Below are 17827 nucleotides of genomic sequence, written 5' to 3'. Positions count from 1 at the left end.
GAGAACTGTGCGCATCACCGCCGTGCGGGGCACCGATCTGTTCGTCGGCTCCGCGGCCGCGGCCCGCCAGGTGGTCCGGGTGACCCTGACCGGGCCGCGGGCGCCGGTGCGGGTGCGGGTCGAGGGCAAGCGGGTGTTCACACCGGAGCCCGTCGCGGCCGACGTCCACCCGGACGGCGTCACCGTCGAGGTCGGCGTGCTCTTCCAGGCGCCCGAAGGCTCGTCGCACCGGGTCACCGTGGTCGCGGAGTCGGCCGGGCAGCGGGTGACGGCCGAGGCGGACCTCGTCGTCGCCGAGACCGGCTGGACGATGTGGATGGTGTCGCACTTCCACTACGACCCGGTGTGGTGGAACACCCAGGCGGGGTTCACCGACACCTGGCTCGACCTGCCGCTGGCGCAAGAGAAACGGATGAACTTCCAGCGCTCGGCGTTCGACCTCGTCCGCGCGCACCTGGAAGCCGCCCGCGACGACGAGGACTACCGGTTCGTGCTGGCCGAGGTCGACTACCTCAAGCCGCACTGGGACACCTTCCCCGGCGACCGCCACGACCTGCGGCGGTTCCTCCGCGACGGCCGGATCGAGCTGGTGGGCGGCAACTACAACGAGGCCAACACGAACCTGACCCACCCGGAGTCGACGATCCGCAACGCCGTCTACGGCGTCGGCTACCAGCGGGACGTCCTCGGCGGCGACCCGCGCTCGGCGTGGATGCTCGACGTGTTCGGCCACGACCCGGCCTACCCGGGGCTGATGGCCGACGCCGGCCTGGAGTCGAGCGCCTGGGCGCGCGGGCCGTGGCACCACGTCGGGGCGAAGCGGCACACCGGCGACATCGGCCGGATGCAGTTCCCGTCGGAGTTCGAATGGATCTCGCCGAGCGGGCGGGGCCTGCTGACCGCCTACATGGCCGACCACTACGTCGCCGGCTGGGGCATCGAGCGCCAGGACACCCTCGAAGAGGCGATGGCGGAGGCCTACCGGCAGTTCAGCACGCTGCGGCAGGTGGCCGCCACGCGCAACGTGCTGCTGCCGGTCGGGCACGACCACAACATCCCGTCGCGGTTCTGCACCGAGATCCACCGCACCTGGAACGCCCGGTACGCCTGGCCGCGGTTCGTCGTCGGCCTGCCCCGGGACTTCTTCGCCGCGGTCCGCACGGACGCGGCGGCGCGGGGCACGCCGATCAGCGTGCAGACCCGGGACATGAACCCGGTCTACACCGGCAAGGACGTCTCCTACATCGACACCAAGCAGGCCCAGCGCGCGGCCGAGGTGGCGGTGCTCGACGGGGAGCGGGCGGCGACCCTCGCCACCCTGCTCGGCGCGCCCTACCCCCACGAAGCCCTCGACAAAGCCTGGCGGCAGCTGGTCTACGGCGCCCACCACGACGCGATCACCGGCACCGAGTCCGACCAGGTCTACCTCGACCTGCTCACCGGCTGGCGCGAAGCGGCCGACCGCGGCGGCGAAGTCCTCGAAGGCGCGATCGCCGAGCTCGCCCAGCACGCCGACACGACCGGCGACGGCGTGGCCGTGTTCGTGCTCAACACGCTGTCCTGGGCCCGGGACGCGGTGACATCGGTGACCGTGACTCCGGGAACCACGGGCGTGCGGGTGGTCGATCCGGACGGCCGTCCGGTCCCCGCCGTCACGGACGCGGTCGTGCGGAGCCCCGACGGCTCCCTCGAAGAGATCACGCTGACCTTCCTCGCTTCCGCGGTGCCCGCACTCGGCTACCGGGTCTACCGGGTCGTCGACGCGGCCACCGTCCCGCCCGGGTGGACCGCCCGGCCGGGGCCGCTCACGATCGAGAACGACGTCTTCGCCGTCGAAGCCGACCCGGCGCGGGGAGGTGCGCTCCAGCGCGTCCACGACCGGCGGAGTGGCCGTGACCTGCTGCGGGACGGCGGGCTCGCCGCCGGGCTCGTCGTGCAGGACGAGCACGCCGAGCACCCGGTGTGGGGCGAAGGGCCGTGGCACCTGCTGCCGAAGGGCCCCGGGCACGGCCCCGGCGCGGCGGAAGTCGTCGTCGAGACCGGCCCGCTGGGGGAGCGGCTCGTCGCCACCACCACGCTGGACGACCTGCGGATCACCCAGCGCACGACGTTGTGGCGCGGAGTGTCCCGAGTGGACGTTCGCACCGAGGTCGACGGCTCGCTGGGGCAGGACCGGCTCCTGCGGGCCCGGTTCGACTTCGACGTCCCCGGCGCGCTCCCGGTCGCCGAGGTCGGGTTCGGCGCGATCGGCCGCTCGTCCGGTTTTCCCGACGTCGACGCGGCCGAACACCTCTGGACGCTGGACACCCCGGCCCACACCTGGGCCGGGCTGTCGGCGACCGCCCGCGTCACGCTCACCCGCGACGACGGCACCCGGGCCACGCACGCCATCGGCGTCGCCGAAGTGGTCGAGCCCCTTGCTCCGGGGCTCGAGGTCCGGGCGCTGGCCGCGGCGCTGGCCGCGAAGGGCGTCACGGCGACCTGCACCCGCCCCGGCGGTCCGCGCTACGGCGCCCTCGACGTCGACTCGAACCTGCCCGACGTCCGGATCGTCGTGGGCGCGGACAACCCGTTCGCCGCCGAAGTCCTCGCCTCCGCCGAGCCCGGGTACCGGGACGCCCTGGCCCGCCACGGCCGGGTGTTCGTCCCGGCGACCCGGACCCGGCGTGAAGCCTGGGTGCCCGACGCCGATCTGCGGGGTCCGCGGGACCTGCCGGTGGTGGTCATCGACGACGTCAAGGCCGCCGTCGCCGAGCTGCGCGCCGAGGCCACCCTCGACGTGCGGCTCCCCGACGGGCTGCCCGGGACGGCCGAACCCGCCGACGACTACTCGGTCGCGGTCGTCAACCACGGCACGCCCGGGTTCGTCGTGGACCCGGAAGGCACGCTGCACCTGTCGCTGATGCGCTCGTGCAGCGGCTGGCCCAGCGGCGTGTGGATCGACGGCGACCGCCGGACCGCGCCGGACGGCTCGAGTTTCGCCTGGCAGCACTGGACGCACACGTTCGGCTTCTCGATCGTCGCCGGCGAAGGGGACTGGCGTGCCGCCGGTTTCCCGCGCGGTGCCCAGGAAGCCGCGCACCCGCTCCACGCCCGTCAGGTGCCCGCCGGCGAAGGCACGCTGCCGTCCACCTTGAGCCTGATCGCGGTCGAACCGGCCGAAGTCGTGCTGACGGCGGCGAAACCGGCGGGCAACCCGCTCGCCTCGGGCTCGGTGATCGGCCCGTCGGACGCGATCACGGTGCGCGTGTACGAATCGACCGGGTCCCCGGCCACGGCGTCCGTCACGCTGCACGGCGGGATCCGGTCGGCCTGGCGCACCGATCTCCTCGAGGAGAAGGGCGAACCGGTCGAGGTCGACGACGGCCGCGCCCGCGTCGAACTCGGGGCCGCGGACGTGGCGACCCTCCGGCTGGAACCCGCCGCCCGCCTTGGATCCGGCCGGGAACCCGCCACCGAACCCGTGCAGCCGGTGCACACCCGGTACTGGCTGCACAACGAAGGGCCGGCGCCGGTCGGCAACCTCCCGGTGAGCGTGCACGTGACGCCCACCCGGGCGAAGCTCGAGGACGGCCGAGCCCGGCTGGACGTCACGGTCAGCTGCAGCGGCCGCCGGGCCCGCGGCCGCGTCGAACTGCAACTGCCTCCGGGGTGGCATGCCGAACAGGTCCCGGACTACGACCTCGAGCCGGGGGAGCACGCGAAAACCACGGTCGAGGTGCGGGGTCCGGAGACACCCGGCCGGTACTTGATCGCCGCCCGGATTTCCGACGAAGCCGGGCAAATCCTCGAAGACACGGTGGAAATCCTGGCCGGGCCACCGCCGTCGCGCGACGACCTGGTCGACGTCGGACTCCCGCCCGGGCCGATCACCCTGGGACCGGGTGGGAGGGCCGAGCTGGCGGTGTCGCTGACGAACCTGGCCCAGAGCGAGATCCGGGGCGGAATCACCGCGATCAGCCCGTTCGGCACCTGGGCGGGCGAGGTGACGATCGGCCCGCGGGCCCAGCCGTTCCGGCTCGCCGCCGGCGCGAGCGTCACCGTGCCGGTCACCGTCCGCGCGGGGCACACGGCCCGGCGTGGGGCGCACTGGTGGGCGCTCGTGCGCGTGACCGCCCACGGCCGGCTCGCCTACAGCCCCGCCGTCGAAGTCCGGATCGAGTGAATTCGACAAATTCAGCATTGTCCGCAGAAAGATCAGGTTACCTGCGGGCGAATTACTCCGGACGCTCCTTGACCGGGGAGCCGCCCGGCGCTGATCATTCCCGCATCGATTCCCCGCGCGCTTTTCCGGCTGCGCGGGCCCTTCCCAGGAGAACCAGTTGAGCCTCGCGCCCTTGGACCGGCGGACCTTCCTGCGCTGGTCCGCGCTCGTCCCCGCCGTCGCCGCCGTGCCCACCGTGCTGGGCGTGCCCGCGTGGGCGGAGGAGACGACGGCCTTCGTCGACACCTACCGCACGAACGTCCCGGCGAACCACACCCCGGAGACCAACGCCGCGGTCCGGATCCTGAGCGGGATGCAGCGGCTCTGGCGCACCGGGTCCACTTGGGACAGTGGCGTCGTGCTCGACGCGGACGTGCTGCGCGCGAACGTCCGGCACTGCGTCGCCGTCACCCGCCACCGGACCGACGCCGAAGCCAAGCGCGCCTTCGTCTACGACCGCCAGCACCAGTCCTACGCCGCCATCGGCGGCCTCGGCCCCCTGGCCGACCTCTACCGCAGTGGCGCCAAGGCCGTCACGAGCATCACCTCCGCGCCCGACGGCACGCCGCCGGCCAAGATCGACGACGCTGTCCCGGCGACCGCCCCGGCGGGCTCGGCGCTCGGCGCCGGTGCGCACGACTCGGAGCTCGGCCTGGTGGCCACGCTCGTGGACACCGTCCGCGGGACCTTCGCCTCGGGCAACCCGAGCAAGGCCGCCTACCAGTACCCGCGGCCGTGGCGGCTGACCGCGGACAGCCGGGTCGAAGACACCGGCCGGACCGACACGCTCGGGTTCCCGGTCTACCGGTCCGACGTCGTCGTCGCGCCGCAGCTGCTGCGGCAGCGCAGCACGACCCCGGCCGAAGACGGCGGCTACCCCAGCGGCCACACCAACGCGTTCCACCTGGCCTGCCTCGCCCTGGCCTACGCGGTCCCGGAGCGGTTCCAGGAGCTGGTGGCGCGGGCCTACGACCTGGCCGACACGCGGATCGTCGCCGGGATGCACTCGCCGGTCGACGTGATCGGCGGCCGGACCCTGGCCACCGCGCTCACCGCGGCGACGCTGGCCGACCCGGAGAACGCGGCGCTCAAGGCGGCGGCGCGCGAGCAGGCGCTGGAGTACTTCACCGCGAAGACCGGCACGACCGCGGACACGCTGTTCGCCCGGGCGCACACCGGCGCCGACGAATACGGCGACCGCCGCGCGAACGCCGCGATGGTCGCGCGCCGGGCGACCTACGGGCTGCCGGACCGGCCCACGCGCGCCGCGATGCGGGTGCCGAAGGGCGCCGAGGTGCTCCTCGAGACGCGGCTGCCGTACCTCGACGCGGCGCAGCGGCGGGAAGTCCTGCGCACGACGGCGTTCCCGGCCGGGCACCCGCTGCTCGACGGGCCCGAGCTCTGGGGACGGCTGAACCTCTTCGCCGCGGCCGACGGCTACGGCTCCTTCGACGCCGGCGTCCGCGTCACGATGGACGCCACGCGCGGCGGGTTCGGCGCCGATGACAGCTGGCGCAACGACATCGGCGGTGCCGGCGGGCTCGTCAAGGCGGGCACCGGCACGCTGACCCTCGCCGGGGCCAACAGCTACCGCGGCGGCACCCGCGTCGAGGCGGGCACGCTTGTCGCGGCCACGCCGGGCGCGCTGGGCACCGGCGACGTCGAACTCGCCGGTGGTGCCCTGCGCGCGTCCGGCCTCCGCGTCGGCGGCTACCACCAGACCGGCGGCACGCTGTCCGTCACCGCGGGCCCGGCGCTGCTCGTGCGCGGCGAGGCCACGCTGGAGCGCGGCGTCCTGGAGCTCCGGATCGACGGCTCCTGCCCGTGGCACGAGGTCGACGTGCTGTGCGCCCGGCGGCTGCGCGGCCGGTTCTCCGCCATCCGAGCCGACCGCCCAGGCTACCGGGTGGTTCCCCGTTACACCCCCACCGGTTTGTCCGTCCGAATCCTGCGGGAGTTCTCGTGAGAAAACGCATCGCCGCGTTGGCACTCGCCGTCACTGTGTCCACTGTGGTCAGTCCGGCGGCCGCGCACGCCGCCGACGGCAGCGGCAGCTTCTCGGTCCTGAGCTACAACGTCGCCGGCCTGCCCGAGAGCATCTCGAGCGCACCGACGCCGCGTGACCCCGCGACGACGGCGATCGGGCAGCGGATCGCTCCCTACGACATCGTGCACGTCGAAGAGGACTTCAACTACCACGCCAAGCTCTACGCCGCCGACAACCACCCGTACCGCACGCCCACCAGCGGCGGCGCGGGGATCGGCAGCGGGCTGAACACGCTGTCATCGCTCCCGTACGACGCCGACGACTTCGAGCGCGTCCGCTGGACGTCCTGCCAGCTCGACTCCGGGGACTGCCTGACCCCGAAGGGCTTCACCTTCATGCGGGTGCGGCTGGCCGAGGGCGTGTACGTCGACTTCTACAACGCGCACACCAACGCCGGGACGAACGACGGTGACGAGGCCTCGCGCGCCTCGAACCTGGCGCAGCTGACCGCGTTCATCCGGACGCACTCGGCGGGCAACGCGGTGGTCGTCATGGGTGACACCAACACGCGCTACACCCGCGCGGCCGACACGATCGCGCAGTTCGGGGCGGACAACGGCCTCACCGACGCGTGGGTGAAGCTCGTGCGCGGCGGGGTCGCCCCCGCGCCCGGCAGCCCGGCGCTGCTGTGCGAACCGGTGGTCACCAACGACTGCGAGATCGTCGACAAGGTGCTCTACCGCAGCAGCAAGCTCGTGTCGCTCGACGCGACCTTCTACAACAACGAGCACGCGAAGTTCCTCGACGACCAGGGCCGGATGCTGTCCGACCACGACCCGATCACCGTCCGGTTCACCTGGACGCGCAACCCGGCGCTGCGGCTGTCGGAGCAGTACGGCGGCCCGCACGGCGACTACTTCACCGACGTCGCCACGGTGCCCGCGGGCGCCCGGGTGCGGACGCTCTCGCTGCGCAGCGGCTCCCGCGTCGACCAGCTCGGGGTGACCCTGGAGAACGGCACCAGCCTGACCCACGGCGGCACGGGCGGGACGGCGGCGTCGCTCACGCTCGGCACCGGCGAGTACGTCACGACGGCGACCCTGTGCCAGGGCAAGTACAGCGACACGACCCGGATCTTCTCGGCCCGGTTCACCACCAACCTCGGCCACGTCCTCGCCGGCGGCTCGACGACCGGCGATTGCGTCACCCGCACGGCCCCGGACGGCTGGCAGATCGCCGGCTTCCACGGCCGCACCGGCGACGAGGTCGACAAGGTGGGCTTCGTCTACACGCAGCGGTAGTCGCCCGCGAGCGTCCGCCTCGCCCCGTCGTCCCGCGAGCCCGGACGGCGGGGCAAGGAGCTGGTGAACAGGTCTTCGGCCTCGGCCATCGTGGGCCGGGCCGCCGGGTTGGGGTGCAACAGCCGGAGCACGGCCTCGGCGACCGGGTGGTGCGCCGGCGTGTGCTCGGCGCCGGGCCGTCCCTGCAGCGCGGCGTAGAGGGTCGCGCCGAGGGAGTACACCTCCGCCGGGAAGTCGGGGAAGCCCCCGTCGAGCACCTCGGGGGCGTGGTAGGCGCGCGAGCCGCTCGCCCCGGCCACGAGCCCGGCGTGTCCCTCGGCGGAGATGACGACGTGGTCCGGGTCGACGGCGGCGTGCAGGACGCCTTCGTCGTGCGCGGCCGCCAGCACCGCGGCCAGCCGTGCCCCGAACCGGGCGACGAGGGCGGGGGCCAGCGTGCCGTGCTCGTCGAGCAGCTCGGTCAGCGTCCGCGCCCCCGGGTACTCGAGCACCAGGTAGGTGGTGCTGTCCTCGTCGACGACGTCACAGATGGCCGCCCGCGGCGCGGGGATGGCGGGCGCCGCGGGCGGCTCGTCGAACAGCGGCTTGACGGCGACGATCCGGTCCAGCCGTTCGTCCTGGGCGTGCCAGACCACCGTGCTCGGCCCGGCCGGGCCGAGCAGGCGGTACCGGTCACCGATCAGTGTCCCTTCGCGCGCCACGTCGCCGTCCCTCCGTTGTCCACCGTTCTACTGGGGGATACGGCCGGAAACCGAATCCGGTTCGCTTGATCGACTCGTTTTCCCCCGCCAGGGTGGGCGGTCACCTCAGCGGCCGGACGCTCCCCAGCGTCGGGACCACCTTCGCGATCGTCCCGTCCGCACCGAACCGCAGCCGGTCGATGGTCACTTCCCGATGCGTTCCGTCACCACCCGGGATCGCGAACCGGTGATAAGCGATGTACCAGTCGTCCGTACCGGGCCCCTGGACGATGCTGTGGTGACCGGTGCCGAGGATGCCGAGCGACGGGTCCTTCTCCAGGATCACGCCCCGGTTCACCAGCCCGGCACCCAGCGGGCTGGTCGCCGTCGCGTAGCCGACCCGGTAGTTCTCGCTGCCCGTGTCGTCGATGGACCACGTCAGGTGGTACGTGCCCGCGCGCTTGGTCATGAACAGCCCCTCGCGGAAGCCGTCGAGGCCGGTCAAGCGGGTGATCTTCGCCGGGTCGTAGGACGTCAGGTCGGCGTTCAGCGGCACGACGTAGGCGTCGCCGTTGCCCCAGTACAGGTAGGTCTGCCCGTCGTCGTCGGTGAACACCGCCGGGTCGATCGCCTGGCCGCCGGCCGGGTTGGCCGCGATCAGCGGCTTGCCCAGCGCGTCGGTGAACGGGCCGGTGGGGGAGTCCGACACGGCGACGCCGATCTTGGCGTCCGCGCAGAAGTAGAAGTAGTACTTGCCGTTCTTCCGCGTGATGGTCGGCGCCCACGCCCGGCTGTCCGCCCAGGACACGTCCGGGCCGAGGTCGAGGATCTTCGGGTGCCGCGTCCAGGTGACGAGGTCCTTGCTCGACCACGCGTCGAACGTCGTGCCCGACCAGCCGGGGAAGCCGTCGGTCGTGGCGTAGGTGTAGTACGTGTCGCCGAAGCGGACGATGTTCGGGTCCGCGTTGAAGCCGGGCAGGACCGGGCTGTTCATCACCACCGCGCTGACCGTCCACGTCCGCCGCTGCCAGCCGGCGCCGACGACCGAGTAGCCCACCGGGCCGGTGAAGTCCTGCCGCGAACCGTTGCGGGGGAACACCTGCGTGCCGTCGGCCACCCGCAGCACCGGCGCGAGGCGGCGCACGTCCGTGCCCGGCTTCACCGGCAGGACGATCGTGCCTTTCGCGTTGTCGATGATCGCGGGCACCTTGAGGGAATCGAGGGTCACCGCGCCGACGGCCGTCTCGTTGCCCGGCGCGCCGAGCACCTCCTGGGCCGTCAGGCCGCGGTTCCACACGGTGAACCGGCGCATCTTGCCCTGGAAGTACTTGTCGGCACCGTAGGCCGAGCGCCCGAGGTAGTTCGACGTCGTGCTGCCCGCGCCGAGGTCGCCGGGTTTCGCCGTGACACCGTCCCCATGGGCCACTTCGACGCCGTTGTCGTAGAGGCGTGCCGTGCCGTTCGCCAGCGTGTACGTCAGGGTGTGCCAGGCGCCGCGGGACAGCGCCCGCTTGCTGTCGGTGTTCTGCTCGGTCGACCAGTTGCCGGCCGCGATCGCCGTCCGGTAGGTGTCGCCGGTCGCGAACAGGTAGCCATCGCCGGCGTTGTCGGTGCTGTTGCCCAGGTTCCACAGGAAGTACGGCGTCTGCTGGCCGGGGTCGACCCACACCTGCGCCGACACCGTGATCCCGCTCAGGCCGCTCATGAGGTTGTCCGGCAGGGCGACGTAGCCGTCCTTGCCCGCGAACGAAAGTCCGTCCGCCGAACGCGTGACGCCGCCGTGCATCCTGGCGTCCCGGCCGTTCCCGGAGACGTCGGTGACGGTGTCGCCCCGGCCCGCCGCGGTGAGGTCGTAGTCGGCGACCACACCCTTCTTGTCCGCCGGCGCCGGCGGCGGTCCCTGCCGCAGCCGGGCGAGCTCGGCCTTCGTCACCGGGAGCACCGTGCCGTGGCGCGGGCTCTTCGGGAGCTGGTACTCGGCCGGGATCGTCCAGTTCGGCTCGGCGAGGGAGTCGGTGACGAACGGGACGTAGCCGCGCCGGGGCGTCTCGTCCATGAAGGCGTAGATCTTGCTGCTGTCGTTCGCCTTGAACACCGTCGGGCCCTCGACCCAGTCGGTGCCGAGCTTGGTGCGGATGCAGTCGGAGACGAGCTGCCAGTTGCGCGGCTTCGTCGTCGGCAGGTCCACCGCGCGCAGGTTCTTCGACCGCTCGAGCACGATGTCACGTTCGCAGGAGCCGATGACCTTGCCGTCGGTGGTCAGCCGGTAGTAGTAGTCGCCGTCCTTGATGACGGTGGAGTCGATGACGCCGGCACCGGGGTCGTTCCACACCTGGGGCTTGCTGAACGTCCGGAAGTCGCGGGTGGTCGCGTACATCATCCGCGGGTACGTCGCGCCGGCGTGGTCGACGTCCGTGGGGGCGTAGGGGCTGGTGGCCCAGTAGACGACGTACGCGCCGATCGTCGGGTCGTAGGTCGCCTCCGGCGCCCAGGTCATGCCGGCCGTGTCGTCGGAGACCCGGACGTGGCGCTGGTTCGACCAGGTCACCAGGTCGGCCGACTCCCAGATCTCCAGGTACTGGCTGCCGTGGCGCTGTGCCTGGTCCCAGCCGCGGCCGTCGTTGATCTGCAGGTCGGTGGCGACGATGTAGAACCGGTCGCCCTCCGGGCTGCGGACGATGAACGGGTCGCGCACGCCGGTCTCGCCGTAGTTCGAGCGCAGGACGGGCCGGCCGCCGTTGAGCTCGTCCCAGTGCAGCGGGTCGTTCCCGCGGCTGGCCGCGAAGTGGATCTGCTCGGTGTCCTGCGTGGCCTCACCGGTGAAGTAGGCGAACATGTAGCCCTCGAGCGCTTCCTTCTTGGGCAGCGGCAGGACGGTGAGGGTGAAAGAGCGTTCCGCGGTCGCGTGGCCCTTCGTCGCGCGAACCGTGAGACGCGCCTTCGCCGGGCGCGATCCGGCCGCGGGCCGGGTCACCTCGCCGGTGGCGGTGACGATCCGGGGGTCCTGGCTGCACCAGGTCAGCGTGACGTCGCCGGCGCCCTTGACCGGCAGGGTGATGTTGCCGCGGATCGCGTCCTGATCCGGGATGACGATGTCCTTGAGCGCGTTGTCGACCTGCTGCCGGTCGGTGATGTCCGGCAGCACGGTGACGGTGAAGGAGCGGCTCGCGGTCTGGCCGGCGTACGAGACGGCCGCCGTCAGGGTCACCTTCGCGTTGCCCGTGCCGGGCGCGGGCCGCGTCACCACTCCCGTCGCCGACACCACCGCCGGGTTGCTCGACGACCAGGCGATCGCGGAGCCGCCGGCGGCCGTTTTGGGCAGGGTGAGGTTGTCGGTGACGGCGGAGGTGTCGCCGAGGTCGAGGGCGGCCGCGTCGGCCGTCGCGCGCCCGGCGGCGGTGCGCGCGCCGAGGGCGCGGGCTTCGTCGGCGGTCACCGCGCGGTCGTAGACGCGGAAGTCGCGGACGTTCCCCTTGAGGTACTTGTCGCCGTCGTAGACCGACCGGCCCAGGTAGTCGGCGGTCGTGGTGCCGCCGCCGATCGAGCCGGGCGTGATCGTGACGCCGGTCTGGCGGGCGGCTTCGATCCCGTCCTCGTACAGGACGGCGGTCCCGCCGCCGAGGGTGTAGGTGATCGTGCGCCAGCTGCCGCGGGCGAGGTTGCGGCCCGCGCTCGCGGTCTGCTCGGTCGACCAGTTCCCGGAGGCGATCGACGCGCGGAACTGGTCGCCGGTGGTGAACAGGTAGCCGTTCCCGGTGCCGCCGGCCGTGTTGCCGAGGCCCCACAGGAAATACGGCGTGCCCTGGTCGGCCGCGACGTTGACCTGAACCGAAACCGTGATGTCCGCGAGATCCCGCATGAGGTTGTCGGGCAGCCGGACGTACCCGTTCGTGCCGCCCAGCCGCAGCCCTTCCTCGCCCTGCCACGTCGTGTCGCCGCTGACGGTGGCGGTGCGGCCGTGCCCCGACGCGTCCGGCACGGTGGTCCCGGAGCCGCCGGTGAGGTCGTAGCGCACGACCAGCCCGTCGTCGAGGGTCGCCGCGTGGCCGGACGTGGCGAGGGCGGTCGTGGACGCCGCGGCGACGGCGAGGGTGGCGAGGATCGCGGTCAGCGGGCGGGACCGCCGGGCGAACTTCGGCGACGTCGTCGTCGCCGAGAGTCGAACGGGCATACCGGCTCTCCAGGAGGTGGGCGCCGACGGCGCGGGAAGAAGACGACGCGAGGGGAGTTTCCGAAGCCGCAACCGGCTGCCGGGCGCGAAGTGAGCGCTAACATAGCTCCCGATCCACGCGCGGTCAATCGGCTGTTTTGCCTGGTGGTGTCCGACCTCCGACGATCGGACCCTTGACACCGTGTGGCGCGGGTCACCTACACTACGACGGCTTGTTAGCGCTAACAATCCCTTGGTGCCCGGCACTCGACGACGAGGTGGGTGGACGATGATCAGTCGACGCGGACTGATGGCGGGCACGGCGGCAGCCGCGGTCGCCGGCGTGCTCGGCAGCAGGGCCACGGCTCGCGCCCAAGCCGCCTCAGGCGGGTACGTCATGGCGTACTTCACCGAGTCGCCGTCGATGACGGGCGCCGACTACGGGCTGCACCTGGCGGTCAGCGCGGACGGCCTCGACTGGATGCCGCTCAACCAGAACAACCCCGTGGTGACGCCGACGGCGGGCACCGGCGGGCTGCGCGACCCGTTCGTGCTGCGCAAGCAGGACGGCCGGTTCGTCGTGCTGGCGACCGACCTCAAGGGCACCGACTGGTCGCTGCAGAACCAGTACGTGCACGTCTGGGATTCGGCGGACCTGCGCGGGTTCACCGGCTACCGCCGGATCAAGCTGCACTCGATGGCGACGCACAGTTGGGCGCCGGAAGCGTTCTGGGACCCCTCGCGCAACCAGTACGCGATCATCTACTCGGCGGCGTACGGCGGCCACGACGTCATCATGGTCAACTACACCACTGACTTCACGACGGTCAGCGCGGCGCAGGTGTTCTTCGACCCCGGCCACGCGACGATCGACGGAACGATGGCCACCATCGGCGGCGTCAACTACCTGTACGTCAAGAACAACACCAACAGCACCCTGGTCGGCCAGCGCTCCGGCTCCCTCGCCGCCGGCAGTTTCACCACGTACAAGACCGGGATTTCACCCGGGCGGGGGGTGGAGGCGCCGCAGATCGTGCCCGCGCTGCCGGGGAACCGCTGGTACCTGTGGGGCGACACGTGGAGCCCCAACGGCCGGTTCTTCTGCTGGGAGACCACCGATGTGGCCGCCGGCAATTGGACGCTGCTGAACGATCGCGCGTATACGCAGCCGCTGAACTCCAAGCACCCCGGCATCACGCCGATCACGGCCGCGGAGCGGTCCGCGCTCGTCGCGCAGTGGGGCGCCCCGGCGTGGCGACGGCTCAAGTCCTACAACTTCCCGGACCGCTACGTCCGGCACGCCGACTCCGTCGGACGCATCGACGCCTACCCGTTCGACCCCTACCAGGACCAGCTCTGGAAGCTGGTGCCCGGGCTGGCGGACGCGACCGGCGTCTCGTTCGAATCCGTCAACTACCCGGGCCGGTACCTGCGGCACAGCAACTACGAACTGCACCTGGCGGCCGACGACGGCTCGGCGTCGTTCAAGGCGGACGCCACCTTCCACCAGACGGCCGGGCTCGCCGACGCGAGCTGGTCTTCGTTCCGGTCGCACAACTATCCGGACCGCTACCTCCGGCACTACTCCTACGTGCTGCGGATCGACCCCCTCGGCAGCACTTCGTCCACTGTGGACAAACAGGACGCGACGTTCCGCGTCGGCTACTGACCCGCTTGAGAAGGAGCCGTGATGCTACGACGACGTGGCGCGGTCTTGTCCTCGCTCGTGCTCGTCTCCGTGCTGCTCAGCGCACCCGGTGCGGGCGCCGCGACGGTGACGGTGACCAACGGGAGCCAGTTCACCGACACCTCCGGCGCCCTGGTGCACGCCCACGGCGGCGGGATGCTCAAGGTGGGCGCGTACTACTACTGGTTCGGCGAAAACCGCAACGCCGACGACACCTTCCGGGCCGTCTCGGCCTACCGCTCGACCGACCTGAAGACCTGGGAGTTCCGGGGCGACGTGCTGACGCAGTCGTCGGCGGCCGAGCTGGGCCGGGCGAAGATCGAACGGCCGAAGGTGCTCTACAACAGCTCGACCGGGCAGTACGTGATGTGGATGCACAAGGAGAACGGCGACGACTACGCCGAAGCGCGCGCCGCCGTGGCCACCTCCTCGACGGTCGACGGCGGTTACACCTACCGCGGCAGCTTCCGCCCGCTCGGTGCCCACATGTCGCGGGACATCACGCTGTTCAAGGACGACGACGGAACCGCGTACATGGCGTCCGCGGCGCGCGAGAACGCCGACCTCAACGTGTACCGGCTCACCGCCGACTACACCGGCGTCGCGGCGCTGGTGCGGACGCTGTGGCCCGGCTCGTACCGCGAGGCGCCGGCGATGTTCAAGCGCAACGGCGTCTACTTCCTGCTCACCTCGGCGGCCACGGGCTGGCAGCCCAACCAGCAGAAGTACGCGACGGCCACCAGCGTCACGGGCACGTGGAGCGGGTTGGCGAACGTCGGGGACTCCACCGGTTTCGGCAGCCAGACCGCGTACGTGCTGCCCGTGCAGGGCTCGCAGGCGACCTCCTACCTCTACCTGGGCGACCGCTGGGCGGGTGCCTGGAACCGTCCGGTCAACGAGTCCCGGTACGTGTGGCTGCCACTGAGTTTCCCCAGTGCCACCACGATGTCCATGAGCTGGTACCCGAAGGTGAGCGTCGACGCGGCGACCGGTGTGGTCGCGGGAGCCGGCACCGGCAGTGCGTACGAGTCGCTGGTAGCGCGCCACAGCGGCAAGTGCGCGGACATCCCGAGTTCGGCGCGCGACGACGGCGTGCAGCTGAAGCAGTACTCGTGCAACGGTGGCGGGAACCAGCAGTGGAGCGAGCTGGACCTCGGCAACGGGTACGTCAACCTGATCGCGCGCCACAGCGGGAAGTGCCTCGACGTCTCGGACGGCTCGACGGCGGACGGGGCCGCGGCGGTGCAGTGGACGTGCAACGGCGGCACGAACCAGCAGTGGCAGGCCCAGGCGGCCGACGGCGGGTACGTCCGGTGGGTGGCCCGGCACAGCGGCAAGTGCCTGGACGTCGTCTCCGCGTCGACGGCCGACGGCGCCGCCGTCAAGCAGTACCCGTGCACCGGCGTGACGAACCAGCAATGGCAGCGGCGGGCGGCCTGAGCGGGGCTCCGTTCGGCCCTTGACGACCGGAGGAGGGCTCGCTAGCTTTTTGCGAAACTCCTTCATGTTTGGGGCCGCCATCATGCGCCTGCTCGTGGCTTTGCTCACCGCCGTGGCGATGACCTCCGGGGTGGTCGCCGCCGCCGTCGCCGAAGATGTTCCACAGCACCGGTTGACCGTGCGCGGCTCGGCTTTCGTCGACGAGTACGGCCGCGAAGTGGTCTTGCGCGGCTTCAACGTCTCGGGGGAGACGAAGCTGGCAGAAAACGGTTTCCTGCCGTTCGCCGACGCGGCCGACGCCCGCCGCTCCGCGCAGTCGATGCGGGCCCTCGCCGGCGCCAACGCCGTGCGCTTCCCGATCGCGTGGGCCGGGACGCAGCCGGTGCGCGGGCCGGTGAACACGCAGTACCTGGCGAAGCTGACCGACCAGCTGAAGGCGTTCCTGGACGAGGGGTTCACCGTCCTGCCCGACTTCCACCAGGACCTGTTCTCCCGCTACCTGTTCAACCGCGGCAGCTGGTACACCGGCGACGGCGCGCCGAAGTGGGTCGTCGACCTCGGCGGCTACCCCGCGGAAAGCTGCGGCATCTGCGCCCACTGGGGCCAGAACATCACCCAGAACGGCGCGGTCCAGGACGCCACGAAGGACTTCTGGCACAACGCCCGCGGCGTCCAGGACGAGTTCGTCGGCATGGCCGTCCAGACGATGTCCTACCTGCGTACGAACCTGAGCGCCGCCCAGTTCGCGGGTGTCGCGGGCATGGACCCGTACAACGAGCCCTTCGCCGGGCGCTACGACCAGGGCCAGGACAGCAAGGCGTGGGAGCAGAACGTGCTGTGGCCGTTCTTCAAGCGGTTCCGCGACGCGATGGATTCCGCCGGCTGGCAGGACAAGCCCGCGTTCGTCGAGCCGAACATGTTCTGGAACGCCAACATCTCCTTCCAGCTCCACCCCGGCGGCTTCCAGGACACCGGCGTGATGGGACCGCGGTACGTGTTCAACACGCACTTCTACGACCAGCTGGCGCAGTCCGGCGTGTCCATGCCGGGCAAGGCGGGCGACGGCCAGTACAGCGCGAGCTTCGGCACGGTCCGGGACCGCGCGGCCGCGCTGGGCACGACGGCGATCGTCACCGAGTTCGGCCACCCGATGACCGGCTACACCTCCGACAAGACCCCGACCGTGGACAAGGCGATGTACCAGGCCCTGGACTCGCGCGTGGCCGGTGCGAACTGGTGGCGCAAGCCGGCGGAGTCGGGCCCGGTGCTGTCGGCGACGCAGTGGCAGTGGGACATCTACAGCGGCCGCCACCACGAGCTGATGAACGACAACCCGGACAAGGTCAAGACGGACGGCGACGCCTGGAACGGCGAGGACTTCTCCTCGGCCCGCACGGCCGACGACGGCACGGTCCAGCTCCGCCAGGACGCACGCCTGCTCGACCGCCTCTACCCGGCGGCGGTCGCCGGGCACACGCTGGCGTTCACGTACGAGGACCGCTCGCGTGACGGCAGCCAGACGCTGACGTGGAACCAGATTCCGTCGACAATGCCGGCGACCGCGGCGCTGACCGGCACCGGCCGGTACGGCGTCCTCGTGTGGCAAGGTGCGGACGCGGGAGCGCCGACCGAACTGCACGTTCCGGCCGGGCTGACCCCGACGGTGGTCACGGACCTGGCGTCGGTGAGCCGGGTGGGCGACCGCTCGCGCCTGCCGGCGACCCCGGGCCTGCACTACGCGCTGATCGCGGAACCGGCTTCGGCGCCGACCGCGGCCCAGTTGGCGGCGGTCCGGGCGGAACTCGCCGCCTGGGCACCCACGGCGGTCCGCTAGCTGTGATATCCAGGGAGGTTGGTCAGCCGGGTGATGGGTGGTTTGCCGCCGGTTGAACTGTGGGGTCGGTGATGATTGTAGAGGTGCAGCCAGCCCGGTAACGCCGCTCGCCGCAGGGCCTCGGATGGGTAGAAGCGGGCGTAGGCCCATCCCTCGGCCAGGGTCCGGTGGAACCGCTCGATCTTCCCATTTGTCTGGGGCCGGTAGGGCCGGGTCCGTTTCGGGACGATCCCCAGCTCGGCGCAGGTGTCGCGCCAGGCGTGGGAGCGGTAGGCCGATCCGTTGTCCGAGAGCACGCGTTCGACGGTGACGCCGTGGTCGGCGAACCAGGCGACTGCCCGGCGCAGGACTGCGGTGGCGGTGGCGGCGGTTTCGTCGGTGTGGATTTCGGCGTAGGCGATGCGGGTGTGGTCGTCGATGACGGTGTGGACGAAGGCGGTGCCGGTGCGGGCGTGCCGGTCGGTGCTCCAAGTCCCGGTGCGCTGTGAGGTCGCTGAGCGGTTCTTCTCGCCTTGCTGTTTGCCGACGTAGCGCCAGCCGCCGC

General features: G+C 71.7%; 9 protein-coding genes. 6 read left to right on the top strand and 3 right to left on the bottom strand.

The window, feature by feature from the left end; all coding sequences use genetic code 11:
* The first annotated feature begins 7 nt into the window (after positions 1-7).
* From C2L58_RS22245 to C2L58_RS22235, 3 genes are all read left to right on the top strand, one after another.
* Complete coding sequence (locus C2L58_RS22245; RefSeq protein ID WP_103339549.1) at positions 8-4165, top strand: glycoside hydrolase family 38 C-terminal domain-containing protein; 4158 nt, start codon at positions 8-10, stop codon at positions 4163-4165.
* A 157-nt stretch (positions 4166-4322) separates the two neighbouring features.
* On the top strand, positions 4323-6170 hold the full coding sequence (locus tag C2L58_RS51380) for an autotransporter-associated beta strand repeat-containing protein (RefSeq protein WP_103339548.1): 1848 nt from the start codon (positions 4323-4325) through the stop codon (positions 6168-6170).
* Positions 6167-7492, top strand: a complete 1326-nt coding sequence (locus C2L58_RS22235) for a jacalin-like lectin (protein ID WP_103339547.1) — start codon at positions 6167-6169, stop codon at positions 7490-7492. The genes C2L58_RS51380 and C2L58_RS22235 overlap by 4 nt, the downstream gene beginning before the upstream one ends.
* On the opposite strand, the gene C2L58_RS22230 is transcribed toward C2L58_RS22235, so the two are convergent.
* Both C2L58_RS22230 and C2L58_RS22225 read right to left on the bottom strand, forming a co-directional pair.
* On the bottom strand, positions 7477-8193 hold the full coding sequence (locus C2L58_RS22230) for a protein kinase domain-containing protein (RefSeq protein ID WP_103339546.1): 717 nt from the start codon (positions 8191-8193) through the stop codon (positions 7477-7479). The genes C2L58_RS22235 and C2L58_RS22230 overlap by 16 nt on opposite strands.
* Positions 8194-8293: 100 nt before the next feature.
* Complete coding sequence (locus tag C2L58_RS22225) at positions 8294-12343, bottom strand: family 43 glycosylhydrolase (protein ID WP_103339545.1); 4050 nt, start codon at positions 12341-12343, stop codon at positions 8294-8296.
* A 268-nt stretch (positions 12344-12611) separates the two neighbouring features.
* Here C2L58_RS22225 and C2L58_RS22220 point away from each other — a divergent pair, with 268 nt between their 5' ends.
* The 3 genes from C2L58_RS22220 (at position 12612) to C2L58_RS22210 (ending at position 17283) form a co-directional block, all read left to right on the top strand.
* Positions 12612-13991: a glycoside hydrolase family 43 protein gene (locus C2L58_RS22220; RefSeq protein ID WP_233225856.1), complete on the top strand. Its 1380-nt coding sequence runs from the start codon at positions 12612-12614 to the stop codon at positions 13989-13991.
* 21 nt (positions 13992-14012) lie between these two features.
* Positions 14013-15449 (top strand): RICIN domain-containing protein, encoded by a 1437-nt coding sequence (locus tag C2L58_RS22215; RefSeq protein WP_233225855.1) that lies wholly within the window; start codon positions 14013-14015, stop codon positions 15447-15449.
* Positions 15450-15531: 82 nt separating this feature from the next.
* Complete coding sequence (locus C2L58_RS22210) at positions 15532-17283, top strand: cellulase family glycosylhydrolase (RefSeq protein WP_103339605.1); 1752 nt, start codon at positions 15532-15534, stop codon at positions 17281-17283.
* Here C2L58_RS22210 and C2L58_RS22205 read toward each other — a convergent pair.
* Positions 17280-17827 (bottom strand): DDE-type integrase/transposase/recombinase (locus C2L58_RS22205; RefSeq protein WP_146073643.1); only part of this gene is annotated, 548 nt, incomplete at its 5' end. The two genes, C2L58_RS22210 and C2L58_RS22205, sit on opposite strands and share 4 nt — an antisense overlap.

This window comes from Amycolatopsis sp. CA-126428, from assembly GCF_002904335.1.
In the GTDB taxonomy this organism is placed as follows: Bacteria; Actinomycetota; Actinomycetes; order Mycobacteriales; family Pseudonocardiaceae; genus Amycolatopsis.
The sequence above is the reverse complement of the archived record's forward strand: the minus strand, read 5'-3'. Positions and strand labels throughout refer to the sequence as shown.